Genomic DNA, 26,420 nt, shown 5'->3' with positions numbered 1-26,420 from the left:
ATGCCTCCTCTGTCAGCGTGGAACCAGGTCCAGGCAGACCGAGTTGATGCAATAGCGTAGCCCGGTCGGTGGCGGCCCGTCGGGAAACACGTGCCCCAGGTGCGCATCGCACTGGGCACAGGTGACCTCGGTGCGGATCATGCCGTGGGAAGTGTCGCGAATCTCGATCATCGCGCTGTCTGCAATCGGCGCATAAAAGCTGGGCCAGCCACAGCCGGAATCAAACTTGGTGGTCGAATCGAACAACGGCGCATTGCAGCAGATGCAGTGGTACACCCCGTCGGTGCGGGTGCTGTTGTACTTGCCGCTGAAGGGCCGTTCAGTGCCCTTCAGACGGCAGACGTTGTACTGCTCTGGGTCGAGCATCGCGCGCCATTCGTCCAGGGTTTTCTCGATCTTTTCCATATGCAGGCCTCGGCAGACTAAAAACCCCGCGCAGTGTCTTTTCCACAGCGCGGAGGGCACGTATATTATTGCGCCTCATCAGACATCAGTCTGGCACCCGCGTTACACGCATTTCAAACGTTTTCACAGCGCAATGCGCGGCGATCTTTTCTAATCGGGATCACATCATGCAGGTCAGCAAATCGAACAAGCTCGCCAACGTCTGCTATGACATTCGCGGCCCGGTGCTCAAGCACGCCAAACGCCTGGAAGAGGAAGGCCATCGCATCCTCAAGCTGAATATCGGCAACCCTGCGCCGTTTGGTTTCGAAGCGCCGGACGAAATCCTCCAGGATGTGATCCGCAACCTGCCTACCGCCCAGGGCTACAGCGACTCCAAGGGCCTGTTCAGCGCGCGCAAGGCGGTGATGCAGTACTGCCAGCAAAAGCAGATCGAAGGTGTCGGCATCGAGGACATCTACCTGGGCAACGGCGTCTCCGAGCTGATCGTGATGTCGATGCAGGCGCTGCTCAACAACGGCGACGAAGTGCTGATCCCGGCCCCTGACTACCCGCTGTGGACTGCCGCAGTGAGCCTGGCCGGCGGCAACCCGGTGCACTACCTGTGCGACGAGCAGGCCGACTGGTTCCCCGACCTTGAAGACATCAAGGCAAAGATCACCCCCAACACCAAGGCGCTGGTGATCATCAACCCGAACAATCCGACCGGTGCGGTGTACTCGCGCGAGTTGCTGCTGGGCATGCTGGAGCTGGCCCGCCAGCACAACCTGGTGGTGTTCTCCGACGAAATCTACGACAAGATCCTCTACGACGAAGCCGTGCACATCAGCACCGCCGCCCTCGCCCCGGACCTGCTCTGCCTGACCTTCAACGGCCTGTCGAAATCCTACCGGGTGGCGGGCTTCCGTTCCGGCTGGCTGATCATCTCCGGGCCCAAGCACCACGCCCAGAGCTACATCGAAGGCATCGATATGCTGGCGAACATGCGCCTGTGCGCCAACGTGCCGAGCCAGCATGCCATCCAGACCGCCCTGGGCGGCTACCAGAGCATCAATGACCTGGTGCTGCCGCCGGGCCGCCTGCTGGAGCAACGCAACCGTACCTGGGAGCTGCTCAACGACATCCCCGGCGTCAGCTGCGTCAAGCCGATGGGTGCGCTGTACGCCTTCCCGCGGATCGACCCGAAGGTCTGCCCGATCCTTAACGACGAGAAGTTCGCCCTCGACCTGCTGCTTTCGGAAAAACTGCTGATCGTCCAGGGCACTGCATTCAACTGGCCGTGGCCGGATCACTTCCGCGTGGTCACCCTGCCACGGGTCGACGACCTGGAGCAGGCCATCGGCCGTATCGGAAACTTCCTGAAGACATATCAGCAGTAACCCACAGGCGTCGCAAAAAAGGCCTGCGTCAACATCGACGCAGGCCTTACAGACCTTTTACCCTGCCCTTATCGTCTCGACACCTTGCCGTGCGGGATGCTGGAATTCGTCTGTAATACAGACAAGTACACAGTTTGAAATAGTCGCCCGGTTGAATCACTGAAGCCCGCGCCTTATATACCCCGCATACGTGACACTTTTATCCGTCAGGAGACCGTAACAACCATGATGCGCATCTTACTGTTTGTAGCCACCAACCTTGCGGTCGTGCTGATTGCCAGCATTACCCTGAGCCTGTTCGGCTTCAATGGGTTCATGGCGGCAAACGGGGTTGACCTCAAGCTCGACCAGCTGCTGATTTTCTGCGCCGTGTTCGGCTTTGCCGGCTCGCTGATTTCGCTGTTCATCTCCAAGTGGATGGCGAAGATGAGCACCGGCACCCAGATCATCAGCCAGCCGCGCACCCGTCACGAGCAGTGGCTGTTGCAGACCGTCGAAGAACTCTCCCGCGAGGCCGGCATCAAGATGCCCGAAGTGGGGATCTTCCCGGCCTACGAGGCCAACGCCTTTGCCACCGGCTGGAACCGCAACGACGCACTGGTCGCAGTCAGCCAGGGCTTGCTGGAGCGATTCTCGCCCGATGAAGTCCGTGCCGTACTGGCCCACGAGATCGGCCACGTTGCCAACGGCGACATGGTCACCCTGGCGCTGGTGCAGGGCGTGGTCAACACCTTCGTGATGTTCTTCGCGCGGATCATCGGCAACTTTGTCGACAAGGTGATCTTCAAGAACGAAGAAGGCCAGGGCATCGCTTACTACATCGCCACCATCGTTGCCGAGCTGGTACTGGGCATCCTGGCCAGCATCATCGTCATGTGGTTCTCGCGCAAACGCGAATACCGCGCTGACGAAGCCGGCGCCCGCCTGGCAGGCACCAACGCCATGATCGGCGCTCTGCAGCGCCTGCGCTCGGAACAGGACGTGCCGGTGCATATGCCCAGCACCCTGAATGCCTTCGGCATCAACGGCGGCCTCAAGCAGGGCCTGGCTGGCCTGCTGATGAGCCACCCGCCGCTGGAAGACCGCATCGAAGCACTGCGCCGTCGCGGCTAAACGGTACCGCAACAAAAAAGGGCGACCCTCGGGTCGCCCTTTTTGCATTTCAGCGTTGCAACCGATACACCCGCTCCAGCAGATGGCTGGCGCCGGCCTGCAGAAACCTCGGGCTGTCGGCCAACACATCATGCGAGGCCTGCAACTGCGGCTGCCAGGCAGCAAACAGCACCTGTACCTCGTCATCGGTGACCGCAAAGGGTGGGCCGTCGAGCTGGGACTGATCGTAGTCCAGGGTGATCAACAGGCCTGTGGCCGATGCCGGCAGGATGGCGCCCAAGTGCTCGACATAGCGTTTGCGCATTTCCACCGGCAGGGCAATCACCGCGGCGCGGTCATACAAGGCCGTGCAGCCCTGGACGTCTTCAGCGCGCAGGGCAAAAAAGTCACCACAGCAGATTTCGACGTCTTCACAGCGAAACACCTTGAAGGCACCCCGCTGTGACACCTGAGGCACGAGTTGGTGCTCGGCGAAGAAGTCTTCCACCGCCCGCTCCGACAACTCCACCCCGAACACCTGCAGACCCTGGCCTGCCAGCCAGAGCATGTCCAGGCTCTTGCCGCACAGCGGCACCAGAACCCGCGCCCCTGCTGGCATTGCCAACGTCGGCCAGTACTGCTGTAGGTAGGCGTTGACCTGCGGCTGATGAAAGCCGATTTGATTGTTGTTCCAGCGCGACTGCCAAAATTCCGCTTGCATGCCTCACCTCGATAAATTCGATCAAATACTGCGAAAACTTATATTAGATTTAGATCAATGTTCTGCCTGAAGATAAGCGCATCTTACCTTCAGGAGCCCTCCCATGCTGCCCAGCCTGTTTATTTCTCATGGCTCACCCATGCTCGCCCTGCAGCCGGGGGCCAGTGGGCCTGCACTGAAAAACCTGGCGGCACAGCTGCCGCGCCCGAAAGCCATCGTGATGGTTTCGGCGCACTGGGAAAGCCGCGAGTTGCTGGTATCCAGCCACCCGCAACCACAAACCTGGCATGACTTTGGTGGCTTTCCTGCCGCGCTGTTTGCCGTGCAATACCCTGCCCCCGGTGAGCCACAACTGGCCCAGCGAGTGGCCAATCTGCTCGGCAACGCAGGGCTTGAAGCCCACCTGGACCCGCAGCGCCCTTTCGACCATGGCATGTGGGTGCCGCTGTCACTGATGTATCCACAGGCCGACATCCCTGTCGTACAGGTCTCCCTGCCCTCACGGATGGGGCCGCAGTTGCAGCTGCAGGTTGGCAAGGCGCTGAGCGAACTGCGCGCCGACGGCATACTGCTGATCGGTTCGGGCAGCATCACCCACAACCTGGGCGAACTGGACTGGCAAGCCGGGCCGGAAAGCGTCGAGCCTTGGGCGTTGGCGTTTCGTGACTGGATGATAGAAAAACTGGCGGCCGACGACATGCCAGCCCTCAAGGACTATCGCCAGCAAGCGCCGTTTGCCGTGCGCAACCACCCGAGTGATGAGCACCTGCTGCCGCTGTATTTTGCCCGCGGCGCCGGTGGGCAATTTGGCATTGTGCATCAGGGCTTCACCCTGGGCGCGCTGGGGATGGATATCTACCGGTTTGATTGAGGCTGGCCTCGGGGCCTCAGGGCCGCTGCACTGCCCATCGCCGGCGTTGCCGGCTCCCACAATGATCTGTGGTGCGCCCCGTGCAGGCAAAAAAAATCCCCGACTCAGTCGGGGATTTTTTTATTGCTCGCGGATCAGTCTTCGCGGTAGCGGCGCAGCTTCAGCTGCTTACCGGCAACGCGGGTGTCCTTGAGCTTGGCCAGCAGACGCTCCAGACCCTCTTCCGGCAGCTCGACCAGGCTGAAGCTGTCACGTACCTGGATACGGCCGATCGCTTCGCGGGCCAGGCCGCCTTCGTTAAGGATGGCGCCGAGCAGGTTCTTGGCGGCGATACCGTCACGCGCACCCAGCGCGGTACGGCAACGGGCACGACCTTCGCCCAGCGGCATCGGTGCACGACGCTCACGCTCGCCACGCTCTGGACGCTCGCCAGTACGCTCACGCGGGGTGTAGGTCGGAACCAGCGGCTGCTCTTTCTCGACCGCTTCCAGGGTCAGGGCCTGACCGTTGGTAGCCTTGCGCAGCAGGGCTGCGGCCAGGGCGCGAGGGCTGCAACCGATGTCGGCAGTCAGACGGTCCAGCAGGTCGCCATGGGTCGACTCGGCGTCAGCTACCAGCGGTGCCAGGCTGTTGGTCAGCTTCTTGATGCGTGCATCGAGAACGGCCTGGGCGTTTGGCAGACGAACTTCGGCAACTTTCTGACCGGTAACACGCTCGATCACCTGCAGCATGCGACGCTCGCGCGGGGTAACCAGCAGCAGCGCACGGCCTTCGCGACCGGCACGGCCAGTACGGCCGATACGGTGAACGTAGGACTCCGGGTCGTACGGCATGTCAACGTTGAACACGTGAGTGATGCGCGGTACGTCCAGACCACGGGCGGCAACGTCGGTTGCAACGACGATGTCCAGGCGGCCATCCTTGAGCGAGTCGATAACGCGCTCACGCTGGTTCTGGGCAATGTCACCGTTCAGCGCAGCGGCTTTGTAGCCTTTGGCTTCGAGGGCGCTGGCCAGGTCCAGGGTGGCTTGCTTGGTACGCACGAAGGCGATCAGGGCGTCGAACTCTTCCACTTCCAGCAAACGCAGGACAGCAGAAACCTTCTGGTCGGCGTGGACCATCAGGTGGGCTTGTTCGATCGCGGTTACGGTCTGGGTCTTGCTCTGGATCTTGACGTGCTTCGGATCACGCAGGTGACGCTCGGCAATCGCGCGGATCGAGGCTGGCAGAGTGGCCGAGAACAGCACGGTCTGACGGCTCTCAGGCATGGCCTTGAAGATGACTTCGAGGTCATCCATGAAGCCCAGCTTGAGCATTTCGTCGGCTTCGTCGAGCACCAGGTGGTTGACGGTCGCCAGGACTTTCTCGTCGCGACGCAGGTGGTCGCACAGACGGCCCGGGGTAGCAACGACGATTTGCGCGCCGTTACGGATTGCTTTGAGTTGTGGGCCCATTGGGGCACCACCGTATACGGCCACCACGGTTACGCCCGGCATTTGCTTGGCGTAGGTTTCGAATGCGGTAGCTACTTGCAGCGCCAACTCACGGGTTGGCGCCAGGATCAGGGCTTGCGGCTCGCGCTTGCTCGGGTCAATGCGGTTCAGGATAGGCAGTGCGAAGGCAGCGGTTTTACCGGTACCTGTCTGCGCCTGACCGATCATGTCGTGACCGGCAAGAATAATCGGGATCGATTGCTGCTGAATGGCGGATGGCTCTTCGTAGCCGGTAGCCAGTACTGCAGCAACAATGCTCGGATGAAGATCGAGAGCGGCGAAGCCGCCGGTTTCCTGGGTCATGGGTCTGCCTCTAAGTGCATCCGCAAAGACCCATGCTCCAAAGCTGCACATGCCTTGTAAGACCCGAAGGTCACCCTGGCAGCTTTGTCGGCGGGGATTTGCGAAAACGATTGAAGAAAAATAGGAACGTCAAGGAGAGTCCGCGGGGCGGACGCGCAGCCGAAGCTGGCTTCGGGGAAATGCACTACCTAAACGAGGTCCGGTAAAAGACCGGCGCGTACTATACCTGAATTCCCCATTCACGGGAGAATTTTTTATCGCAACACGCCAGCGTCAGGCCTGATAACGACGGGCCTGAGCGCTGGGAGTCGGCAAATGGCTGAAACGTTTTTCTACTACCCGCTCAACCATGCGGCTCAGGTGGCCGGGCGGATGGCACCGATAAGCGTTTGCAACGAGTAGCCAAGTTGCGGTGCCAGCGCCTCGGCACGCGCATTGAGCCCGTCCATGTCCAGTTCCTGATCAAGCTCGGACGGCACCAGGATGATCACATTGCCCTCCTTGACCGGCAGTTCCCAGTAGTGGCGGTGGTACAGGCCGCGCAACAAAGCGGCGCCCAGCGGCTTGCCGTCATCACCGGCCCACTGGTTGATCACCAGCCAGCCGCCGGGGTTCAGGCGCTTCTGGCAGTCTTCGAGAAAACGCCAGGCCAGGTGGGCCACGCCAGGACCGTGATCGGTATACAGGTCGACGAAGATCAGATCGGCCGGCTCGGCACTGTTGAGCAGCTCCATGGCGTCGCCGATGCGGATGTACAGGCGCGGGTCGTCATCGAGCCCCAGGTATTCGATAGCCAGGCGCGGCACATCCGGGCGCAGCTCGATGGCCTCGACGTCTTCGAGCGGCAAAAACTTAAGGCACGCCTGGGTCAGGGTACCGGCGCCCAGGCCAAGGAACAGCGCGCTCTCGGGCTGCGCATGGCACAGCGCACCAATCAGCATGGCGCGGGTGTAGTCGTACTCCAGCCAGCTCGGGTCGGCGGTAAATACACAGCTTTGCTCGATGGCCTCGCCGAATTCGAGAAAACGGTAGTCCTCGACCTCCAGCACGCTGATGGTGCCGTATTGGTCCTGGACCTGGGCCAGCACCCGCTCTTCCCGCTCAACTGTCATGCTGTCTCCCGGCGTGCGCCGCCGTTACAGGCAAAACCGCCATTGTCCGTCAATGGCGCCAGTGCAACAAGGCATGCTGCAACTGGTACCATGGCAGACAGCCCAATTACGATAAGACCGAGCCCGTGATGAACCAACCCTGGAGCCCTGACAGCTGGCGCGCCCTGCCGATCCAGCAACAACCGAACTACCCCGACGCGGCGCACCTGCTCAAGGTCGAACAGACCCTGGCCAGCTACCCGCCACTGGTGTTTGCCGGCGAAGCCCGCGAACTGCGTCGACAGTTCGCCGAGGTCACCGAAGGCCGGGCGTTCCTGCTGCAAGGCGGCGACTGCGCAGAAAGCTTCGCCGAATTCTCCGCAGCGAAGATTCGCGACACCTTCAAAGTACTGCTGCAAATGGCCATCGTCATGACCTTTGCCGCCGGCTGCCCGGTGGTCAAGGTCGGGCGCATGGCCGGGCAGTTTGCCAAGCCGCGCTCGGCCGGCGATGAAACCATCGGCGGCGTCACCCTGCCCGCCTACCGTGGCGACATCGTCAACGGCATCGGTTTCGACGAAAAAAGCCGGGTACCCGACCCGGAACGCCTGCTGCAGGCCTATCACCAGTCCACCGCCAGTCTCAACCTGCTGCGTGCCTTTGCCCAGGGCGGCTTTGCCGACCTGCACCAGGTGCACAAGTGGAACCTGGACTTCATTGCCAACTCGGCCCTGGCAGAAAAGTACAGCCAGCTGGCCGACCGCATCGATGAAACCCTGGCCTTCATGCGCGCCTGCGGCATGGACAGCTCGCCTCAACTGCGTGAAACCAGCTTCTTCACCGCCCACGAGGCGCTGCTGCTGAACTACGAAGAAGCCTTTGTGCGCCGTGACAGCCTGACCAACGATTACTACGACTGCTCGGCGCACATGCTGTGGATCGGTGATCGCACCCGTCAGCTCGACGGTGCCCATGTCGAGTTCCTGCGCGGGGTGAACAACCCGATCGGGGTCAAGGTCGGCCCGAGCATGAACACCGAGGAGCTGATCCGCCTGATCGACGTGCTCAACCCGGCCAACGATCCGGGCCGCCTCAACCTGATCGTGCGCATGGGCGCCGAGAAGGTCGGCGAGCACCTGCCGGCACTGATTCGCAGCGTTGAACGCGAAGGGCGCAAGGTGCTGTGGAGCTCCGACCCGATGCATGGCAATACCATCAAGGCCAGCAGCGGTTACAAGACCCGCGACTTCGCGCAGATCCTCAGCGAGGTCAAACAGTTCTTCCAGGTGCACCAGGCCGAAGGCAGCCACGCCGGCGGTATCCACATCGAAATGACCGGGCAGAACGTCACCGAATGCATCGGCGGCGCCCGCCCGATCACCGAAGACGCCTTGTCTGACCGCTACCACACCCACTGCGACCCTCGGATGAATGCCGACCAGTCGCTGGAGCTGGCGTTCCTGATCGCCGAAACCCTCAAGCAGGTTCGGCGCTGAGCCCGCCGCGGGCCAATGCCACACGCAAGCGTGCGGCGCTGGCCCGCGGGCAGTTCAGTTGCACATCGGCCAGGCCCAGCCAGGCCGCCATACGCCACAGGTTATCCGCCAGCGCCTGCATGCCGGCCGCATCCAGGCCCGGCTCTTCTTCATGCACGGCATGCACCGCCAGGCGATTGCTGGCCCGTTCGGCACGCAAATCGACCCGCGCAGCGATGCGCTCGTTGTGCAGAAAGGGCAGCACGTAATAGCCGTACACCCGCTTGTGTGCCGGGGTGTAGATCTCCAGCCGGTAATGAAAATCAAACAAGCGCTCGGTGCGTTCACGCGCCCACACCAGCGAATCGAAGGGTGACAGCAAGGCGCTGGCGGCGACACGGCGCGGTAGCCGGGCATCGCTCAGGCAATAGGCCGGTTGCGACCAACCCTGCACCGAACAAGGCAGCAACATGCCCTCCTCTATCAATTCGGCGAGGCGCGCACGACTATCGCCCGGGCTCAAGCGGTAATAGTCGCGCAGGTCCTTTTCGGTGGCCACGCCTAGCGCCGTGGCGGCCTGCAGCAACAATCCCCGCTGGGCATCAGCCTCGGTGAGTTGCGGCAGTTGCAGCAGGGCCGCGGGCAATACCCGTTCTGGCAAGTCGTACAGGCGTTCAAAGCCACGACGACCGGCGACCGTCACCAGGCCTGCAGCAAACAGCCATTCCAGTGCATGCTTTTCCGCGCTCCAGTCCCACCAGGGCCCAGCGCGCTCTTGTCGGGTAGACAAGCTGCCGGCGCCAAGGGCGCCCTGCTCGGTCACCGCCGCCAGCACCCGGGCGATGGTGGCTTGCTGTTCACGACCAAAGCGTGCCAGTTGCTGATAGATACCCTGCCCCTGGCGCGCCCGGTCCATGCGCCAGCGCAGCAAGGGATACAGCGACAACGGCAACAGCGAGGCTTCATGCCCCCAGTATTCAAACAGTTTGCGTTGGCGGTTGCGGCCCCAGGCGAGCTGGTCGAGCAGCCCCTGTGGATAACTGCCCAGGCGCGAGAACAGCGGCAGATAATGCGAGCGCACCAGTGCGTTGACCGAATCGATCTGCACCACGCCCAGGCGCTCGACCACGCGTGCCACGTGCTCGGCACGCACCTGTTGCGGCGTGCGCGCGGCGAAACCCTGAGCCGACAAGGCCAGGCGTCGCGCTTGCGCCAGGGATAAGGATTGAGTGGTGGGCATGCCCGGGTCCTCCAGAACAGCCCACTTAAGGTAGTAGCGCTGCCACGTGGGCGCGACTAATTTTTTTTCAGCGGGTCGTCCCAGAATGGCCGCTCCACTTCCTGCATCACATCGGCACGGCTCATGCCGATATCGTGCAGCGCTGCGTCACTCAGGCGCGCCAGCTCCATGCGTTGGTAGTGCAACTGACGCCAGCGCGCCAACTGCCCGACGACGTCATGAAACAGGTGAGACAAGCCGCCGTGGTGCGACGGGGAATGCATCAGGACCAGCGATTTCTGACCTTTCATCGTCTTACTCTCCGTGTGGGATGACGACAGTGTCAGCGCAGGCCTAAGATCAATCCAACGAATGTTTCTGATGCCATACATCTAGGGGATTGATGCCTTGTCCCAGTATCAGAGTATCGACTCCGACGTCTTGCGCACCTTCGTCGCCATCGCCGAACACGGCGGCTTCACCCGTGCCGGTGAAGTGGTCAACCGCACCCAGTCGGCGGTGAGCATGCAGATGAAGCGCCTGGAAGAAGACATCATCGGCCGCCAGCTGTTCGAGCGTGACGGCCGCCAGGTGCGCCTGACCGCTGAAGGCCAGGTACTGCTCGGCTACGCCAGGCGCATCCTCAAACTGCACGGCGAAGTGTTCAATACCCTGCGCATGCCGCACATGGTCGGCACCGTGCGCATTGGCACCCCGGACGACTACGCCATGCGGTTTCTGCCGGGCATCCTCTCAAGCTTTGCCCAGGCCTACCCACTGATCCAGGTGGAGGTGCACTGCGAAAGTTCGCGCCTGCTCATGCAGCGCCAGGACCTTGACATGACCATCGTCACCTGCGAACCCGGCCATGAAGTCGGCCAGTTGCTGCGCCGTGAACGGGCGGTATGGGTGCAGGCCCAGGGCTTTTGCCCGCACGAGCACAATCCGCTGCCCCTGGCCGTGTTCAACACCGACTGCTGCTGCCGGACCTGGGCCTGCAACGCTCTGGATGCGGTGGAAAAGGAGTACCGCATCGCCTACACCAGCGCCAGCACCCCGGCGATCATGGCCGTGGTCAGCGCCGGCCTTGCCGTGACTGCGCAACTACAGAGCCTGATCACCAGCGACTTGCGCATCATCGGCGAGGCCGAGGGCCTGCCTGGCCTGCCAACCGCCAGCATCATGCTGCTGCGCAACCACAGCAGCCAGTCACAAATGACCGACTGCATGGCCGACTACATCGCCGAGGGCTTCAGATCTTGAATGCCAGCATCACCGCACAGAGCACTAGGAATCCGCAAAACAGCGAACGCAGGACTTTTTCCGGCAGGGCATGCGCCAGCTTCACGCCCCAGCTGATGCTCAGCAGGCCGCCGATGGCCAGGGCAATGCCCATGTCCCACTGCACATGCTGGTGCACACCGTAGGTAAGCAGGGTGACCGCCGTACTAGGCGCGGCGAGGGCCAGCGACAACCCCTGGGCAACCACCTGGGTGGTGCCGAACACACTGGTCAGCACCGGCGTGGCCACCACCGCGCCGCCGACGCCAAACAGGCCACCGAGCACCCCGGCACCGCCACCAAGTACACCGAGCCATGGCCAGGGGTGACGCATCTCGCTGCTCGGCTGTGCGCTGCGCATGAACATACGCGCCACATTCCACACGGCCAGCGCCACCAGAAACAGCACAAAGCCAAAACGCATGGCCTGCGCATCCAGTCCCACTGCCCAGATCGAACCGAGCCAGGCAAAGACAAACCCGGCAAGCGCCAGCGGCAACGCGTGCTGCAGCTCGATACGGTTGCGCTGGTGATAACGCCACAAGGCCAGCAACACGTTGGGCACCACCATCACCAGCGCGGTGCCTTGGGCCAGTTGCTGATCAAGCCCGAACAGTACCCCGAGTGCAGGAATCGCAATCAGGCCACCGCCGATTCCAAACAGCCCGCCTACCGTGCCCAGCGCCGCGCCCAGCGCTATGTACATCACCCACTCGATCATCACTGCCTCGCCAAAGAATCCAATGCATGCATGCTACCGACACGGTGCTAGCGGGGAAACGCATAGCAACGCACAATGGCTGTGCCAATTACGCAAAGGCAGCGCTTGAATGAACCCCGATGCACTCACCGAACAACTCAGCCTCTTCCTCGACGTTATCGAATCCGGCAGCTTCTCGGCCGCCGCCCGGCGCCATCCACTGACGCCCTCGGCCGTTGCCCGGCGCATCGACAGTTTGGAGAGCGCCGTGGGCAGCCAGTTGTTTGTGCGCAGCACCCACGCGGTGCGGCCGACGCCCGCCGGCAATGCCTTTGCCGAGCGCGCACGGCGCATCGTCGGCGAACTGCGCCTGGCTCGCGCCGAGGCGGTGTCGTTGAGCAACGCCCCGGAAGGCGTAATTCGTATGGACGCACCGGCCGCCTTCGGCCGTCGCCACCTGGCCCCGGCGATTGCCGATTTTCTGGTCGCCTACCCGGGCCTGGATGTGCAGTTGCGCCTGATCGACAGCTTTGTCGATATGCACGGTGCGCACTTGGGCCAGGTCGACCTGGCATTGCGTGCGGGGCCACTGGCCGACACCCGCCTGGTGGCCACGCCCCTGGCCAGGATGGTGCGCATTGCCTGTGCAAGCCCGGCTTACCTGAAGCAGCGCGGCATTCCCAAAAGCCCCGCCGAACTGCCCGATCATGACGGCCTGGACTGGGACGGCCTGGCCCCGCCGTTTGCCTGGCGCTTTAGCGTCGACGGCCAAACGCGCCTGTTCCGCCCGTCGCGGCTGCGCATGAGCGCCAACAATGCCGAGGCGCTGCTGTTCGGGGTGCTGGCCGGCCTTGGCATCGCTCACCTGCCCACCTGGCTGATCAGCGAATACCTGCTGCGCGGCGAACTGTTGCCGCTGTTTTGCGAAAACGGCCTGCCGGCTGCCGAGTCCAGCGGTATCTATGCCTTGCGCCTGGATCACGAAACGAACTCTCGCAGCCGTTTGTTGCTCGAATTCCTCAAGAGCCGCTTCAGCCCAGAACCCCCGTGGGACCTGGCGCTGCAAAGCGAGCTGCGCTGGTAGTCAGCGCGCTAATCAACGGCGTGCTAAATTTATTCCACCCATTGACCAAAGGCCTGGCATGAACGCTGATCGCAAAACACCGTGCACCGAGTTGCTGCTGGACAACCAAGTGTGCTTTGCCCTGCACTCCACTTCGCTGCTGATGACCAAGGTGTACAAACCCCTGCTGCAGGCACTGGGGCTGACTTATCCACAGTACCTGGCCATGCTTGTGCTCTGGGAACAGGACGGACTGACCGTGGGCGAAATCAGCCAGCACCTGCTGACCGATCCCGGTTCGCTCACCCCGCTGCTCAAGCGCCTGGAAGCCGAAGGCTTGCTCAAACGCACCCGCAGCCGTGAAGACGAACGGGTGGTGCTGGTGCAGCTGACTGAGCAAGGCCGCGCCCTGCAAGCCAAGGCGCAAACCATTCCGCCGTGCATCCTGGCCGCCAGCGGGCAAAGCCTGGAGCGTCTGCAACAGCTGCAGGCCGATCTGCTCGAGCTGCGTGCCAACCTGCAAAAAAGCCTCTGACAACTATGCTGTGAAGGACCGTTTGTAGACTGGTCGAAATTTATCTTGCGCGCAAAATAATTGCGCGCTAATTTAATTCCCGTACCCACTCAGCGCCGCGGCGCCCTTCACAAGCGAGGCTCATCATGCAAAAGGTCACTCCGCTGTACATTGCGCAAGCCACATCCACCGGCGGTCGCGACGGTACCTCCGAATCCAGCGACGGCAAACTCAAGGTCAAGCTGAGCACCCCCAAGGAGCTGGGCGGCGCCGGTGGTGACGGTACCAACCCTGAGCAAATGTTTGCCGCCGGCTACTCGGCCTGCTTTATCGGTGCGCTGAAGTTCGTTGCCGGCCAGCAGAAAAAAGCGCTGCCAGCCGATAGCTCGATCACTGCCAAGGTCGGCATCGGCCAGATCCCCGGAGGTTTTGGCCTGGATATCGACCTGAACATCGACCTGCCAGGCCTGCAACAGGCCGAGGCGCAAGCGCTGGTAGACGCAGCCCACCAGGTCTGCCCTTACTCCAATGCCACCCGCGGCAACGTCGATGTGCGCTTGCACGTCACTGTCTGAGGGTAAAACCCAGGCATAAAAAAACCCGGCCAAGGCCGGGTTTTTCGTGCGAATCGCCAGAATTACTTGGCGCGGCCCTTGTAGGAACCACCTTCGCGGGTATCGATCTCGATCATGTCGCCGATTTCGATGAAGTCAGCAACGCTCAGCTCGGTGCCGTTTTTCAGTTTGGCAGGCTTCATGACTTTGCCCGAAGTGTCGCCGCGAGCGGAACCTTCGGTGTAGTCAACCTGACGAACGATGGTGGTCGGCAGTTCAACCGAAACCAGACGACCTTCGAAGAACACGGCTTCGCAAACGTCGGTCATGCCTTCTTCGATGAACGGCAGAACGGCTTCGATGTCTTCGGCGTTCAGCTCGTACATGGTGTAGTCGGTGGTGTCCATGAACGTGTAGGTGTCACCGCTGATGAACGACAGGGTGGCTTCTTTACGGTCCAGGATCACGTCGTCCAGCTTGTCATCGGCCGAGTAGACGGTTTCAGTCTTGTAGCCGGTCAGCAGGTTCTTCAGCTTGGTCTTCATGATCGCGCTGTTACGGCCCGACTTGGTGAATTCCGCTTTCTGAACCAGCCACGGGTCGTTGTCGATCCGCAGTACGGTACCAGGTTTCAGCTCTTTACCAGTTTTCATTGCGAGATATCCGAATTTGGATGGATTTACAAAAATCGAGGCCGCGTATCATAGCGAATTTCGGTAAAACTGTACCAGCGCCGTGGCAAGGTCCGGCTGAGCGGCCTGTGCGGCGCTCCAGCGACGGGCATGCTGATCGAGCTCGGCCCAGTGCTCGAGTACCTGCTGCCAGGCCTGGCCCATGTCGCGATCCATGTTCCAGGCGCGCCACAAATCGACGAGGGCGACCTTGGCGGCGGGCGAAAGCCCTACGACGTAGTGGTCGAGGAATGCTTCGAGTTTTTCCCAGTGGGCGTACTCTTCCTGCACATAGATGTGCCACAGCAGCGGGCGCGCAGCCCATTGCGCCCGCACGAACGAATCCTCACCGCGTACGGCGTTGAAATCACAGCACCAGAGCAGTTGGTCGTATTCATCCTGGCTGACGAACGGCAGGATCTGCACGGTCAAGGCCCCACGCACCACCACACTGCCCGCCTGCAAAGCGTCTACTCCCAACCAGGCCTGCACATCACCGAGCACGCGCCCTTCAGGCACCAGCAGGTGGTTGCCGCGACTGTCGCCGGCCAGGGCATCGAGCCAGCTGGCCAGGGCCGGGTTTTCGTAGGCGAACAACGAAATCAGCCGGGCATCGCTGGTCGGCGTTACGCCCAGGCCCTGCAAAAATGCCTGGCGCGCCGCCGGGTTCTGCTCGAACGCTTCGCGCCGTGCCAGCAGCGACGCTTCGCGCAGCAAACCACCGGTTTTGGCCGTAAAACCAGGGAAGAAAAACACCTTGCGCAAGCCATTGGGCTGGGGCGATGGCAAGCCATGACAGCCTTCGACCCAGTGCTCGGCGCTGAGGTATTCGAGGTTTATCCAAAGCGGCGGGCGCGGGTTGTCGACCATGGCCTGCACATAGGCGGCCGGCAGCTGACAGGCAAATGCGCCGATGATCAAATCCGGCACCGATGTCGGTTGCCAGTCGGGCAGCCAGTGGCACACCTCCACGCCCTGTTGCCACTGGCGCGCTGCCTGGGTGTCGGCATCGGGGCACAGGCGTGCAAACGCAGTGAGGTCATCGACCCACAGCCGTACCGCCAGCCCGTGTTCGGCCACCAGCTGCCGGGCCAGGCGCCAGGTCACACCGATGTCGCCGTAGTTATCGACGACACAACAGAAGATGTCCCAGTCTGCTTTCATTGCTGGCCCCGTGAAAAAAGTGCCGATTGTCCGGGTAAATCATCGCAGACAAAAGCGCGGCACGAAAAAAACCCGTTGCAGCATGCCACAATGAACACTCCGGACCTGGCCAGGAGGCCACCATGCCCCGCCCTCGTGAATTGAAGATCACCCTCAAGCCTGTGCAATTGATCCTCTGTGTTGCCCTGGGCCTCTGGCTCGGCGCACTGGCCATTGCCGTCAGCCTGTGGCTGGCCGGGCGCCTGCGGCCTGAAACGGTGCAACCCATGAGCCAGCTGGTGATGCCGCCTGCGCCCGCTACCTCCCCGGCCGCTACACCCGATTCGCAAAGCCAGATGTTTGAACAGTACAAGCAGATCCTGCACAAACAGGAACTGCAGCAGGCTCAGGATCAGGCCGAAGCCAGTACGCGCAACCTGTCCAACCCCAAGTGCCAGTTCTGGCTGCAACAAAACCGCACCGCACCGACTGAAAAAAGTCGCGCCCTCGTCCTGGAATTCTGCAACTGACACCATGAACAAAGCTGATTTGCTACAACGCATCATCGACACCCTCAGCATCGACCTGGACGTTGCCCAGCGCGCCGCGCAAACCGCCTATGAAGCGGCCACGGCCGAAGAGAACATCGCCGAGAACAAATACGACACCCTGGGCCTTGAGGCCTCCTACCTTGCCACCGGGCAGGCCCGGCGCATGGAAGAGATTCGCCAGGCACGGGCGGCGTATCAGCAATTGCTGCTGCGTGAGTACGACCCGGTGCGGGGTATCCAGGTCAGCAACCTGGTAACCCTGGAGGCTGAAGATGGCAGCTGCCAGCAGCTGTTTCTCGGGCCTGAAGGCGCCGGCCTGAAAATTGGCCAGGGTGAGCAGCTGGTGACGGTCATCACTCCGCGCTCGCCGCTGGGGCAGAGTTTGCTCGGCAAGGTTGAAGATGAAGACGTGAGCCTGGTGCTCGGTGGTGTGCGCCAGGAATACCGGGTGGTGCAGGTCTGCTGATGCGCTGTAAAGCTTCGCGGGTAAACCCGCTCCCACAGTTTTGAGACTGCACCTTACCTGTGGGAGCGGGTTTACCCGCGAAGGAGGCCGGCATTGCCGCGCTACTAGCCATCACCAGGTCCTACGACCTATCCTACGCGGTCTGTCGACCTCAGTAGTTTGCCCGGGGAAAGCCTGCACTTTAGGCTCGTTCGTTCACTGGATTTTTCAGTGGGCGGATTTGGCGATCCGGGAAAATGAGACTGACAGAATGGCTCCATTTCTTAATGGCGGCTATGTGCGGGAGGGTTTCGGCCCTGCCGGGTGTCTCCAGTGTCTTCCCGGTTCGCCAACCTGCACATCGCTGCCACCCATTCGTTTGGCGACGATGGTGGTAGCTCCCCTCTCAAGACCTGGAACTGACCATGAAAAAATCGTCCCCGCCCCACCAGAACTCTACTTCGTTCAAACCAGCGAAACTCGAGCAACGGATCTACGTGGATTAGACCCGCTGCATCACACCGCACTGAACCGCTGCGCCAAGCCCTGCCGGGCAAACTGCTCGATGATGAATTCAACGAAGGCCCGCGTTTTGCCCGGCATCAGTTTGTGCTCGGCGTAGTACAGCGAAATGCTGCCGTCATCCACGTACCAGTCCGGCAGCACCCGCACCAGGCTGCCGGCCTGCAAATAGGGAACGGCGAACGGCAGGCTCACCAAGGCCACCCCCAGGCCCTGCTCTGCCGCTGCGCACGCCGCCTCCGAATCGCTCATGGTCATGCGCACCCTCAGGTTCAGCGGGCTTTGCGACTGATCACGGTGGGTCAGCGGCCAGGCACGCACACGCCCGGTCTGTGGCGAACGAATCAAAATCCCGTCCATTTCCTGCAGGTCTGCCGGCGTGCCGATCAGCGGGTGACGCGCCAAAAAACCCGGCGCGGCCACCAGCACCCGGTGCGCCGGGGTAAGTTTGCGCGCCACTACTCCTTGCGGCAGCTCGAAACCGCCTCCGATGGCCGCATCGAAACCCTGGCCAATCAGATCAACCTGGCGGTTATCAAAATGCCAATCCGGAACGATCGCCGGGTAGCGCTGCAGAAACTCGGCCAGTAGCGGCACGATGTAGAGGCGCCCGAACACCGTGCCCATGCTCACCTTCAAGGTGCCGGCCGGCTGCCCCTGGGCACTGGCGAGGTTGGCCAGTGCGTGCTGGATGGTCTGAAAGCTGCCGGCCACCTCATCGAGAAAACGCTGGCCGGCCTCCGTCAGGGTCAGCCGACGGGTGCTACGCTGGAACAGTCTTACGCCCAGCCGCGCCTCCAGGCCGGCGACGTTCTTGCCCACCGCCGCAGGCGTCAGGCTCAGGCGCCGGGCGGCCTCGGCAAAGCTGCCGACTTCGGCACTGCGCACAAAGCATTCGATACTGCTGAAGGTTTCCACAGATCCGATTCCCAACTGCTGGTTTACACAGACTATAGCGATTACCGGCTACTCAGAGGGTAATCGGCCATCGATACTGAGCCTCATCCAGGGCATTCAGCCTTGATCTTTCGGGAGCACATCATGTCGACTCAAACCCGCCTCACCGGCAAAATAGCCTTGGTCCAGGGTGGATCACGCGGTATCGGCGCCGCCATCGTCAAGCGCCTGGCCGCTGAAGGCGCGCAGGTCGCGTTCACTTATGCCAACGCCACCGAGCAGGCCCAGGCGCTGCAGAACAGCATTATCGAAAGCGGCGGCAAAGCCCTGGCGATCAAGGCCGACAGCGCCGATGCCAAGGCAGTACAAGGCGCCGTGCAACGCACCGTCGAGGCCTTTGGCGGCCTGGACATCCTGGTGAACAACGCAGGCGTCCTGGCCGTCGCACCGCTGCTTGAGTTCGACCTCGACGACTTCGACCGTACCCTGGCCGTTAACGTGCGCTCGGTGTTCGTCGCGAGCCAGGCGGCGGCCCGGCACATGGGCCAAGGTGGACGCATCATCAACATCGGCAGCACCAACGCCGAGCGCATGCCCTTCGCCGGTGGCGGCCCGTATGCCATGAGCAAGTCCGCGCTGGTGGGCCTGACCCGCGGCCTGGCGCGAGACCTCGGCCCCTTGGGCATCACCATCAACAATGTGCAGCCGGGCCCGGTGGACACCGAAATGAACCCGGCAAAGGGTGATTTCGCCGAGAGCCTGATGGGCTACATGGCGGTAGGGCGCTATGGCGAAGTGGAAGAAATCGCCGGCTTTGTCGCCTACCTTGCCAGCCCTGAAGCCGCCTATATCACTGGCGCCAGCCTGACCATCGACGGTGGCTTCGCGGCCTGAGGCCCTCAGCTACCGTCCCGGCTGGCCAGGTATTGTTCGATCATGCGAACAAACGCCTTGGCCGCCGGCGTCGGGCTCTTCGACCAGATGACGTAGAGGTGCCGCCGCGGCGCATCACCCAGGGTCGCCGTGGCCACCGCGCTGAAGCTGCCGGCAATACGCGCGGGTACCAGCCCCACTGCCAGCGCGCGCTGGACGAATTTTTCCACCAGGCGGATGTTGCTTACCTCGAACTGTACGCGGTGGCGTACTCCGGCAGCAGCAAAGGCTTCATCGGTTTGACGTCGGGCGCCAGTGCCGGCTGGGAAGTCCACCAACGGCTGGCCTTCCAGATCTGCCAGGGTCAGCCCGTCAACCCGGGTCAGCGGGTGTTCGGGCGGCAATACCGCCACCAGCTCCTCTTCGGCGAGCAAGCGATAGTCGACGCCTGCCAGTTGCTCCCCCGGCCACACACCAATAAAGCCCACGTCCAGCCTTCGCTCCCGCACGTCGGCGATCAGCAGCTCGCTCTTGGCCATCATCCAGCGGATGTCTACCTGCGGATGCTGGCGATGAAACCCGGCCAAAAGATCAACCAGGTCCAGCTCAGTCAGCGAGGTAATTTCGCCGATGGACAATTGACCACGCACCACGCCACAGGCCGCAGCTACATCATCGGCAATACGCCGGGTGGCCTCCAGCGCCGGCACGGCACTCTGCACAAAAGCTTCCCCGGCTGGCGTCAGGCGTACCCGTCGCGAGCTACGCTCGAACAGGCTGGCGCCGAGCGTCTCTTCGAGCTTGGCAATCTGGTGACTCAACGCCGACTGCACCACGTGGCAACGCTCGGCGGCCCGGGTAAAGCTGCCGGTGTCTGCCACGGCCAGGGCGTATTCGATCTGTTTGAGGTTCATGGATTGATCTATTTTCAAGATGGATAAAATGAAAACGATACATTGGCGTCATACTAGCGCATTTCCGATACTGCTACTTCCAACTGCCATTGATCGAGACGGCCCATGAACTCCTCCACTTCACCCTTAAGCCGCGGCCTGATCCTGCTGATGGCCACAGCTACGGGGCTGGCCGTTGCCAGTAACTATTACGCCCAGCCGTTGCTGCACAGCATCGCCGAGCATTTTGGCCTGAGCACCGCCAGCGCCGGGGCCATCGTCATTGCTGCGCAGCTCAGTTACGGCGCCGGGCTGTTGCTGCTGGCGCCGCTGGGCGACCTGTTCGAGCAACGCCGGTTGATCGTCAGCATGATTGGCATCAGCACCCTGGGCCTGTTGATAAGTGCCTTTTCCCCCAGCCTGCATTGGCTGTTACTGGGTACCACCCTGACCGGGCTGTTCTCGGTGGTGGCGCAGATTCTGGTGCCCATGGCCGCCGGCCTGAGCGATCCGGGCCAGCGCGGGCGCGTGGTCGGCACACTGATGAGCGGGCTGCTGCTGGGTATTTTGCTGGCGCGCACCGCCGCCGGTTTCATGGCCGAGCTGGGTGGCTGGCGCAGCATCTATTTGCTGGCGGCCGCGCTGATGGCGGTGTGCGCCATCGCCCTGGCACGCGCCCTGCCAGAGCGTCATCAACATGCAGGACTGCGATATCCAGCGTTGATCGGCTCGGTGTTTCGCCTGTTTGTCGATGAGCCGGTACTGCGCCTGCGTTCGCTGCTCGGCTTGCTGTCGTTCTGTTTGTTCGCCTTGTTCTGGACACCGCTGGCATTCCTTCTAACCGCTGAACCCTACCAGTACTCAGACGCGATCATCGGCCTGTTTGGCCTGGCAGGTGCCGCGGGTGCGCTGTCGGCGAACTGGGCCGGTCGCCTGGCCGACCGCGGCAAAGGCGCCATGGGCACCACCGTCGGCCTGCTGGCGCTGCTGTTGTCCTGGGTGCCGCTGGGCTTTGCCCAGTCGTCGCTGGTGGCACTGTTGATCGGCGTGTTGCTGCTGGATCTGGCCGTGCAACTGGTGCATGTGAGTAACCAGAATGCAGTGATTGCCCTGCGCCCCGAAGCACGCAATCGCCTTAATGCCGGCTACATCACCTGCTACTTCATCGGTGGTGCGCTTGGTTCGTTGCTGGGCACGCAGCTGTTTCAGGCGTATGGCTGGGAGGGGATCGTCATTGCCGGCTTTGCCATCGGCAGCCTGGCCCTGCTGGTCTGGGGACTGGCCGAGCACCAGCGCAGCGTACGTGCGCGCACGGCCTGACCCTCCGTCGCCCGACAATTGACTTGTAACGGTACCTGGCCTTCAGTAGCGGATGGACAACGCCCCTTCAATCTGGATGACGCTATGACAAGACTCACCGTTCAGTCCGGCGATTTTTTGCAAGGTGAAGCCGAGTATCGCAATGGATCGCTTATTCTCAAGACCGCTCGAAGCCCCTCCCCGGGGGAAAAAATCGCCCTGTCGCGCATCAGCGAACTGATTGTCGCCAACCAGGAGTCCTACCGCAGCTTTGGCAGCACGCTGGGCTGGGGCATGGCCGGTGCGTTGGTGGCAGGCCCCGTCGGCCTGATTGCCGGGCTGTGGCTTGGTGGCAAAGAGGAAGAAATCACCTTCCTGGCCACCTTCGAAGATGGACGCAAGCTGATGGCCATCACCGACAGCAGAACCTGGACCAAGCTCAACGGCCACTGGCGCCGCCATGCACCGCCTGCTGCCAATCGCTGAACAGGCACCAGACTGATTCGCGTCACGCATTGAAACCGCACAGGTAGTAACAGGGGCACCGTGAACCGGCCACCCCTGCTACTATGCGCGCCCTCTTGCCTGGCGCAACGCCGGCAAGCTTCCCTCCCGCACTTTACTGGACGACCGCCCCGGACAGCGCCCGGTCGCTGACGGCGTGTCTGCTGCATGCTTTCAAGGAGCTTTTGCATGACCCTGCCCCGCCCGCGCCTTCCCTTGAGCCTGCTTGGCTTGAGCCTGGCCTTGCCCGCTCCGCACAGCCTGGCCGAGAACAGCATCACCTTGGCGCCGGTCACTGTGTCGCAGGTTTATACCGAGGGCTATCAGGTACAGGAGGCGTCTGTGGCAGGGTTTGCGCCTGCGCCTTTGCTGAACACGCCTGCATCGGTGGCGGTGTTCAGCGATCAACTGCTGGCCGACCGGCAGGTGCGCAAGCTCAGCGAGGTACTGCAAAGCGATGCCTCGGTAGGCGAAAGCTACGCCCCCATCGGCTATTACGAAAACTTCAACGTGCGCGGCTTCGAACTCAATGCCGCCAGCAGTTACAAGATCAACGGCCAGACGATTGCCGGCGAGCAGAACGTTGCATTGGAGAACAAGCAGCAGCTCGAACTGCTCAAGGGCCTGTCCGGGTTGCAGAGCGGCGTTGCCGAACCGGGTGGCTTGATCAACTACGTGACCAAACGCCCCGAGGAAGTACGTTCGGTTACGGTTTCGAGCAATGAACAGGGCGAGCGCTACATAGCCACCGACCTCGGGGGCTGGTTCGGCAGCGAGCGCCAGTTCGGTCTGCGCGCCAACCTGGCGCACGAAGACATCCGCTCTTACGTCGACCACGCCGACGGCAAGCGCGACTTCGCCGCCCTGGCCTTCGACTGGCAGATCAACCCCGACGCGGTGCTGCAACTGGATGCCGAATACCAGCAACGCGAGCAGCGCTCGGTACCGGGCTATCAATTGCTTGGCGGCAACAGCCTGCCCCACGGCATCGACCCGCACGACCGCCTGGCTTACCAGCAGTGGGCAAAGCCTGTGACCATCGATTCGCTGAACCTTGGCGGGCGCTTCGAGTACCGCTTCAACGACACCTGGACCGGTACGCTCAGTGCGTCGCGCAGCAAGGTGATCATCGACGACTACAGCGCCTTTGCCTGGGGTTCAAGTGAAGGCGCCTACTTCAGCCAGGCGGGTGACTACGACATCTACGACTACCGCAGCCCCGACGACACCCGCCGTACCGATGAAGCACAGGCCACGCTCAATGGCCGCTTCTATGCGCTGGGCGTGGGCCATGAACTGACCCTGGGCAGCAGTGCGCAGCGGCGCACACTGGATCAGCGCCCTTACTTCAATGAATGGATTGGCAGCGGCAATATCTACCAGCCAACGCCGGGCCTGGAGCCGTCCGACAAAATTGTCGGCCACAGCACCCGCCGCCTTGATAGCCGCCAGTACGGCGTGTTTGCCAGCGACCGCATCAGCTTCAACGAACACTGGCAGACTGTGCTCGGCGCACGCCTGGTGCGCCTGGACGAAAAGACCTTCGATGAACAGGGCACACCCGGCCGCCATACCCGCGACTATCAATTGCTGCCCAACGCCGCCTTGATCTACAAACCGCGTGCGGATATTTCCCTGTACACCAGTTACAGCAAGGGCATCTCGTCGGGCGGTACTGCACCGTGGTTCACCGGCAATGCCGCCGAGATCCTGGCGCCGACGCTCTCCCATCAACTGGAAGTCGGGATCAAGCGCGACTGGCAGCGCCTGAGCCTGAGTGCGGCGCTGTTTCAATTGCGCCAGGCGTATCAGTATTCGCAACCTGACGGTGCAGGCGGCTTTACCTACGTGCAGCAAGGCCAGCAGAAAAACATCGGCCTTGAGTTGGGTGCCAGCGGCTGGCTTACCGAGCGCCTGCAGATCAATGCCAGTGCGGCGGCCATACGCGCGCGGGTGAAGCACAGTGGTACGGCCGACTATGAAGATCATCAGGCGATCAACGTGCCCGACTTTCGTGCAGCCATTCAGGCTGACTACAGCCTGCCGATCGAGGGCCTGGCCCTGCTCGGCGGCGCACGCTACAGCGCGAGCAAATACGCCAATCAGGCCGGCACGGTGGAGGTGGGCAGCTATGCCGTGTTTGACCTGGGCACCCGCTACAGCACAACCATCGGCGGCTACGACACAACGCTGCGGTTGATGGTGGATAACGTCTTCGACAAACGCTACTGGCGTGATGCCGGGGAATACCTGGGCGATGCCTACCTGTTCCAGGGTGCACCGAGGACGGCACGGGTGTCGGCTTCCGTAAGCTTCTAGAAAGCATTCGCGGATAAATCCGCTCCTACAGGTCCTCGGTGCACCTGTAGGAGCGGATTTATCCGCGAAGGTCGAAAGCACAACACCGAACCACCCCGAAGACACCAGCCCGAAAACACAGGGCCTGGAAATGCAAAAAGCCCCTGGTCTTCGCAGACCAGGGGCTTTTCTAAATGTGGCGGTGAAGAAGGGATTCGAACCCTTGATACAGTTTCCTGTATACACACTTTCCAGGCGTGCTCCTTCAGCCACTCGGACACTTCACCGTTTCTCTTCAAGCTGTTCAGCCTGTCGAGGCGCGCTAATGTAGTCGAAACAGGTTCTGATGGCAAAGGTTTTTTTCAGAATTTTCATGCGCTTAAGCCAATCGCGCAAAAAACCCGGCCGCACAGGGCAAAGCCGCCAATCTCTGGAGTGCTTCGGCAGCCCGTAATCACCTCCCCCCACATTGCACGGCAAAGCGGCCAAGGCCTGACTGATCAGTCAGTCACAGTGCTTTACCTCGCTGCCCTGGCTGAGTAACGTCTGCTCCACTCCCCCTTTAGGAACCCTGTCATGAGTGAGCTGATTTCCTACCACCTTGAAGACGGTATCGCGACCCTGACCCTGAACAACGGCAAGGTCAACGCCATCTCCCCAGACGTGATTGCGGCTTTCAATGCCGCGCTCGATCAAGCGGTGCAGGACCGTGCGGTCGTGATCATCACCGGCCAGCCGGGCATCCTTTCCGGTGGCTATGACCTCAAAGTGATGACCGCAGGCCCGAAAGAAGCGGTGAGCCTGGTTACCGCCGGCTCCACCCTGGCCCGGCGCATGCTCTCGCACCCGTTCCCGATCATTGTCGCCTGCCCGGGCCATGCCGTGGCCAAGGGTGCGTTCCTGCTGCTGTCGGCCGATTACCGCATCGGTGTGGAAGGCCCGTTCAGCATCGGCCTGAACGAAGTGCAGATCGGCATGACCATGCACCACGCCGGCATCGAACTGGCCCGTGACCGCCTGCGTCGTTCGGCCTTCCACCGCTCGGTGATCAACGCCGAGATGTTCGACCCGGTCAGCGCCGTGGAAGCCGGTTTCCTCGACAAGGTAGTGCCGGTCGAGCAATTGCAGGAAGCCGCCCTGAGCGCCGCCCGGCAGTTGAAGAAGATCAACATGAACGCGCACAAGCACACCAAACTGAAAGTGCGCAAAGCCCTGCTCGACACCCTCGACGACGCGATCATTCGCGATCAGGAACACCTGGGCTGACCCCTACCAAGGCCTGATTGCGATTATTTACGCAATCAGGCTGTTGCAACTGCATTGAGCGTTTGCCCGCACAAGTGCACACCCGTACACTGCGCCGCGTTTGCCTGGTGTGAGTCGTACGATGCTTTTCCTTATCCGCATGCTCCTGTTGGGGCTGCACTTTGTTGTGGTCGGTGTTCTCGGTGTACTGGTCGGCCTGTGCCGCCCCTTCAACCCCGACAACAGCCGTATTTGTGCGCGTCTGTACGGGCTGCCGGCGACCTGGCTGATGCGTATGGATATCAAGGCCGAGGTCGGCCCGCTGTTCGACCAGCCGCCAGGTTGTGTGATCGTCGCCAACCATCAATCCAACCACGACCTGTTCGTGCTCGGCCACGTGGTGCCGCCGCGCACTGTGTGCATCGGCAAAAAGAGCCTCAAGTGGGTGCCTCTGTTCGGCCAGCTGTTCTGGCTCAGCGGCAACGTGCTGATTGACCGTGGCAACGCCTACCAGGCGCGCCGCGCGATGCAGACCACCACGCGCACCTTGTGCGAAGACGACACCTCGATCTGGGTGTTCCCCGAAGGTACGCGCAATGCCGGCGAGCAGTTGGTGCCGTTCAAGAAAGGCGCCTTTCACATGGCAGTTGAAGCCGGCGTGCCGATCGTGCCGGTGTGTGTCAGCCGTTACACCGGGCGCATGCGCCTGAACAGCTGGCGACGCAGCAAGGTCATCATCCGTTCGCTGCCACCGATTGCCACCAGCGGCCTGACCCAACAGGACGTACCCGCCCTGGCCGCGCAGTGCCAGGCGCAGATGCAGCGCTGCATCGACCTGATGGAGGCGGAACTGCAACAGGCCTGAAGGTTGCCGAATGCTGTGTGGCAGCCCAAGCTGTTGGCACGGTAATCAGAAGA

The 26,420-nt window shown here is 62.0% G+C and carries 26 protein-coding genes, 1 tRNA gene and 1 pseudogene; 16 read left to right on the top strand and 12 right to left on the bottom strand.

All coding sequences use genetic code 11. From position 1 onward, the window contains the following. Window positions 1-12: 12 nt before the first annotated feature. Window positions 13-405, bottom strand: coding sequence for a peptide-methionine (R)-S-oxide reductase MsrB (msrB, locus tag DM813_RS24405; RefSeq protein ID WP_128325983.1), 393 nt, complete (start codon window positions 403-405; stop codon window positions 13-15). A gap of 167 nt (window positions 406-572) precedes the next feature. Here msrB and DM813_RS24400 point away from each other — a divergent pair, with 167 nt between their 5' ends. Continuing rightward, complete coding sequence (locus tag DM813_RS24400) at window positions 573-1,784, top strand: pyridoxal phosphate-dependent aminotransferase (RefSeq protein ID WP_128325982.1); 1,212 nt, start codon at window positions 573-575, stop codon at window positions 1,782-1,784. 225 nt (window positions 1,785-2,009) lie between these two features. Continuing rightward, the gene (gene htpX, locus DM813_RS24395) at window positions 2,010-2,897 is read left to right on the top strand and encodes a protease HtpX (protein ID WP_128325981.1); all 888 of its coding nucleotides are present in this window, start codon (window positions 2,010-2,012) and stop codon (window positions 2,895-2,897) included. 49 nt (window positions 2,898-2,946) lie between these two features. On the opposite strand, the gene DM813_RS24390 is transcribed toward htpX, so the two are convergent. Then, on the bottom strand, window positions 2,947-3,597 hold the full coding sequence (locus DM813_RS24390; RefSeq protein ID WP_128325980.1) for a thiopurine S-methyltransferase: 651 nt from the start codon (window positions 3,595-3,597) through the stop codon (window positions 2,947-2,949). 103 nt (window positions 3,598-3,700) lie between these two features. On the opposite strand from DM813_RS24390, the gene DM813_RS24385 reads away from it, so the two are divergent. Further along, window positions 3,701-4,468, top strand: a complete 768-nt coding sequence (locus tag DM813_RS24385) for a DODA-type extradiol aromatic ring-opening family dioxygenase (protein WP_128325979.1) — start codon at window positions 3,701-3,703, stop codon at window positions 4,466-4,468. Between the two features lie 134 nt (window positions 4,469-4,602). Here the strand turns inward: DM813_RS24385 and DM813_RS24380 are convergent. Both DM813_RS24380 and DM813_RS24370 read right to left on the bottom strand, forming a co-directional pair. After that, a pseudogene (locus tag DM813_RS24380) lies at window positions 4,603-6,298 on the bottom strand (DEAD/DEAH box helicase). Window positions 6,299-6,620: 322 nt separating this feature from the next. After that, a complete protein-coding gene (locus DM813_RS24370; RefSeq protein ID WP_128325977.1) occupies window positions 6,621-7,376 on the bottom strand; it encodes a spermidine synthase in 756 nt (251 codons plus the stop codon). A 128-nt stretch (window positions 7,377-7,504) separates the two neighbouring features. On the opposite strand from DM813_RS24370, the gene DM813_RS24365 reads away from it, so the two are divergent. Further along, window positions 7,505-8,851, top strand: a complete 1,347-nt coding sequence (locus tag DM813_RS24365; protein ID WP_128325976.1) for a class II 3-deoxy-7-phosphoheptulonate synthase — start codon at window positions 7,505-7,507, stop codon at window positions 8,849-8,851. Here the strand turns inward: DM813_RS24365 and DM813_RS24360 are convergent. Both DM813_RS24360 and DM813_RS24355 read right to left on the bottom strand, forming a co-directional pair. Continuing rightward, complete coding sequence (locus DM813_RS24360) at window positions 8,832-10,070, bottom strand: winged helix-turn-helix domain-containing protein (protein WP_128325975.1); 1,239 nt, start codon at window positions 10,068-10,070, stop codon at window positions 8,832-8,834. The genes DM813_RS24365 and DM813_RS24360 overlap by 20 nt on opposite strands. A 56-nt stretch (window positions 10,071-10,126) precedes the next feature. Further along, the gene (locus DM813_RS24355; protein ID WP_347233033.1) at window positions 10,127-10,360 is read right to left on the bottom strand and encodes a DUF1127 domain-containing protein; all 234 of its coding nucleotides are present in this window, start codon (window positions 10,358-10,360) and stop codon (window positions 10,127-10,129) included. 97 nt (window positions 10,361-10,457) lie between these two features. Here DM813_RS24355 and DM813_RS24350 point away from each other — a divergent pair, with 97 nt between their 5' ends. Next, window positions 10,458-11,312: a LysR family transcriptional regulator gene (locus DM813_RS24350; protein WP_128325973.1), complete on the top strand. Its 855-nt coding sequence runs from the start codon at window positions 10,458-10,460 to the stop codon at window positions 11,310-11,312. Here the strand turns inward: DM813_RS24350 and DM813_RS24345 are convergent. Beyond that, the gene (locus DM813_RS24345) at window positions 11,302-12,051 is read right to left on the bottom strand and encodes a sulfite exporter TauE/SafE family protein (protein ID WP_128325972.1); all 750 of its coding nucleotides are present in this window, start codon (window positions 12,049-12,051) and stop codon (window positions 11,302-11,304) included. The genes DM813_RS24350 and DM813_RS24345 overlap by 11 nt on opposite strands. A 109-nt stretch (window positions 12,052-12,160) precedes the next feature. On the opposite strand from DM813_RS24345, the gene DM813_RS24340 reads away from it, so the two are divergent. From DM813_RS24340 to DM813_RS24330, 3 genes are all read left to right on the top strand, one after another. Beyond that, entirely contained in the window at window positions 12,161-13,114 is a 954-nt protein-coding gene (locus DM813_RS24340) for a LysR family transcriptional regulator (protein WP_128325971.1), read from the top strand. Between the two features lie 58 nt (window positions 13,115-13,172). Next, window positions 13,173-13,628 (top strand): MarR family winged helix-turn-helix transcriptional regulator, encoded by a 456-nt coding sequence (locus DM813_RS24335; protein ID WP_128325970.1) that lies wholly within the window; start codon window positions 13,173-13,175, stop codon window positions 13,626-13,628. Window positions 13,629-13,753: 125 nt separating this feature from the next. After that, window positions 13,754-14,182 carry an organic hydroperoxide resistance protein gene (locus tag DM813_RS24330; RefSeq protein ID WP_128325969.1) on the top strand — a complete coding sequence of 143 codons (429 nt, stop codon included), beginning with the start codon at window positions 13,754-13,756 and terminating at the stop codon, window positions 14,180-14,182. A 62-nt stretch (window positions 14,183-14,244) separates the two neighbouring features. Here the strand turns inward: DM813_RS24330 and DM813_RS24325 are convergent, their stop codons facing one another. Together DM813_RS24325 and earP are read right to left on the bottom strand one after the other, a co-directional pair. Continuing rightward, window positions 14,245-14,814, bottom strand: a complete 570-nt coding sequence (locus DM813_RS24325) for an elongation factor P (protein ID WP_107026588.1) — start codon at window positions 14,812-14,814, stop codon at window positions 14,245-14,247. A gap of 48 nt (window positions 14,815-14,862) precedes the next feature. After that, complete coding sequence (gene earP / locus DM813_RS24320; RefSeq protein ID WP_128325968.1) at window positions 14,863-15,996, bottom strand: elongation factor P maturation arginine rhamnosyltransferase EarP; 1,134 nt, start codon at window positions 15,994-15,996, stop codon at window positions 14,863-14,865. Window positions 15,997-16,118: 122 nt separating this feature from the next. On the opposite strand from earP, the gene DM813_RS24315 reads away from it, so the two are divergent. After that, the gene (locus DM813_RS24315) at window positions 16,119-16,505 is read left to right on the top strand and encodes a hypothetical protein (protein WP_128325967.1); all 387 of its coding nucleotides are present in this window, start codon (window positions 16,119-16,121) and stop codon (window positions 16,503-16,505) included. A gap of 4 nt (window positions 16,506-16,509) precedes the next feature. Then, complete coding sequence (locus tag DM813_RS24310; RefSeq protein WP_128325966.1) at window positions 16,510-16,992, top strand: GreA/GreB family elongation factor; 483 nt, start codon at window positions 16,510-16,512, stop codon at window positions 16,990-16,992. A gap of 495 nt (window positions 16,993-17,487) precedes the next feature. On the opposite strand, the gene DM813_RS24305 is transcribed toward DM813_RS24310, so the two are convergent. Then, the gene (locus tag DM813_RS24305) at window positions 17,488-18,411 is read right to left on the bottom strand and encodes a LysR family transcriptional regulator (RefSeq protein WP_128325965.1); all 924 of its coding nucleotides are present in this window, start codon (window positions 18,409-18,411) and stop codon (window positions 17,488-17,490) included. Window positions 18,412-18,534: 123 nt separating this feature from the next. On the opposite strand from DM813_RS24305, the gene DM813_RS24300 reads away from it, so the two are divergent. Then, entirely contained in the window at window positions 18,535-19,284 is a 750-nt protein-coding gene (locus DM813_RS24300) for a 3-oxoacyl-ACP reductase family protein (protein WP_128325964.1), read from the top strand. Between the two features lie 5 nt (window positions 19,285-19,289). Here DM813_RS24300 and DM813_RS24295 read toward each other — a convergent pair whose 3' ends face one another. Beyond that, window positions 19,290-20,177 (bottom strand): LysR family transcriptional regulator, encoded by an 888-nt coding sequence (locus tag DM813_RS24295; RefSeq protein WP_128325963.1) that lies wholly within the window; start codon window positions 20,175-20,177, stop codon window positions 19,290-19,292. A 105-nt stretch (window positions 20,178-20,282) separates the two neighbouring features. Here DM813_RS24295 and DM813_RS24290 point away from each other — a divergent pair, with 105 nt between their 5' ends. From DM813_RS24290 to DM813_RS24280, 3 genes are all read left to right on the top strand, one after another. Further along, on the top strand, window positions 20,283-21,476 hold the full coding sequence (locus tag DM813_RS24290; RefSeq protein ID WP_128325962.1) for an MFS transporter: 1,194 nt from the start codon (window positions 20,283-20,285) through the stop codon (window positions 21,474-21,476). Window positions 21,477-21,560: 84 nt separating this feature from the next. Then, complete coding sequence (locus DM813_RS24285) at window positions 21,561-21,941, top strand: hypothetical protein (RefSeq protein WP_128325961.1); 381 nt, start codon at window positions 21,561-21,563, stop codon at window positions 21,939-21,941. Window positions 21,942-22,148: 207 nt separating this feature from the next. Then, window positions 22,149-24,278 (top strand): TonB-dependent siderophore receptor, encoded by a 2,130-nt coding sequence (locus tag DM813_RS24280; RefSeq protein ID WP_128325960.1) that lies wholly within the window; start codon window positions 22,149-22,151, stop codon window positions 24,276-24,278. Window positions 24,279-24,454: 176 nt separating this feature from the next. Here DM813_RS24280 and DM813_RS24275 read toward each other — a convergent pair. Then, a tRNA-Ser gene (locus DM813_RS24275) sits at window positions 24,455-24,544 on the bottom strand. A gap of 289 nt (window positions 24,545-24,833) precedes the next feature. On the opposite strand from DM813_RS24275, the gene DM813_RS24270 reads away from it, so the two are divergent. Both DM813_RS24270 and DM813_RS24265 read left to right on the top strand, forming a co-directional pair. Continuing rightward, window positions 24,834-25,523 (top strand): crotonase/enoyl-CoA hydratase family protein, encoded by a 690-nt coding sequence (locus DM813_RS24270; RefSeq protein WP_128325959.1) that lies wholly within the window; start codon window positions 24,834-24,836, stop codon window positions 25,521-25,523. Window positions 25,524-25,644: 121 nt separating this feature from the next. Beyond that, the gene (locus DM813_RS24265; RefSeq protein WP_128325958.1) at window positions 25,645-26,367 is read left to right on the top strand and encodes a lysophospholipid acyltransferase family protein; all 723 of its coding nucleotides are present in this window, start codon (window positions 25,645-25,647) and stop codon (window positions 26,365-26,367) included. Window positions 26,368-26,420: the final 53 nt, after the last annotated feature.

It is taken from the genome of Pseudomonas alkylphenolica, from assembly GCF_004025535.1.
GTDB lineage: Bacteria > Pseudomonadota > Gammaproteobacteria > Pseudomonadales > Pseudomonadaceae > Aquipseudomonas > Aquipseudomonas alkylphenolica_A.
The sequence above is the reverse complement of the archived record's forward strand: the minus strand, read 5'-3'. Positions and strand labels throughout refer to the sequence as shown.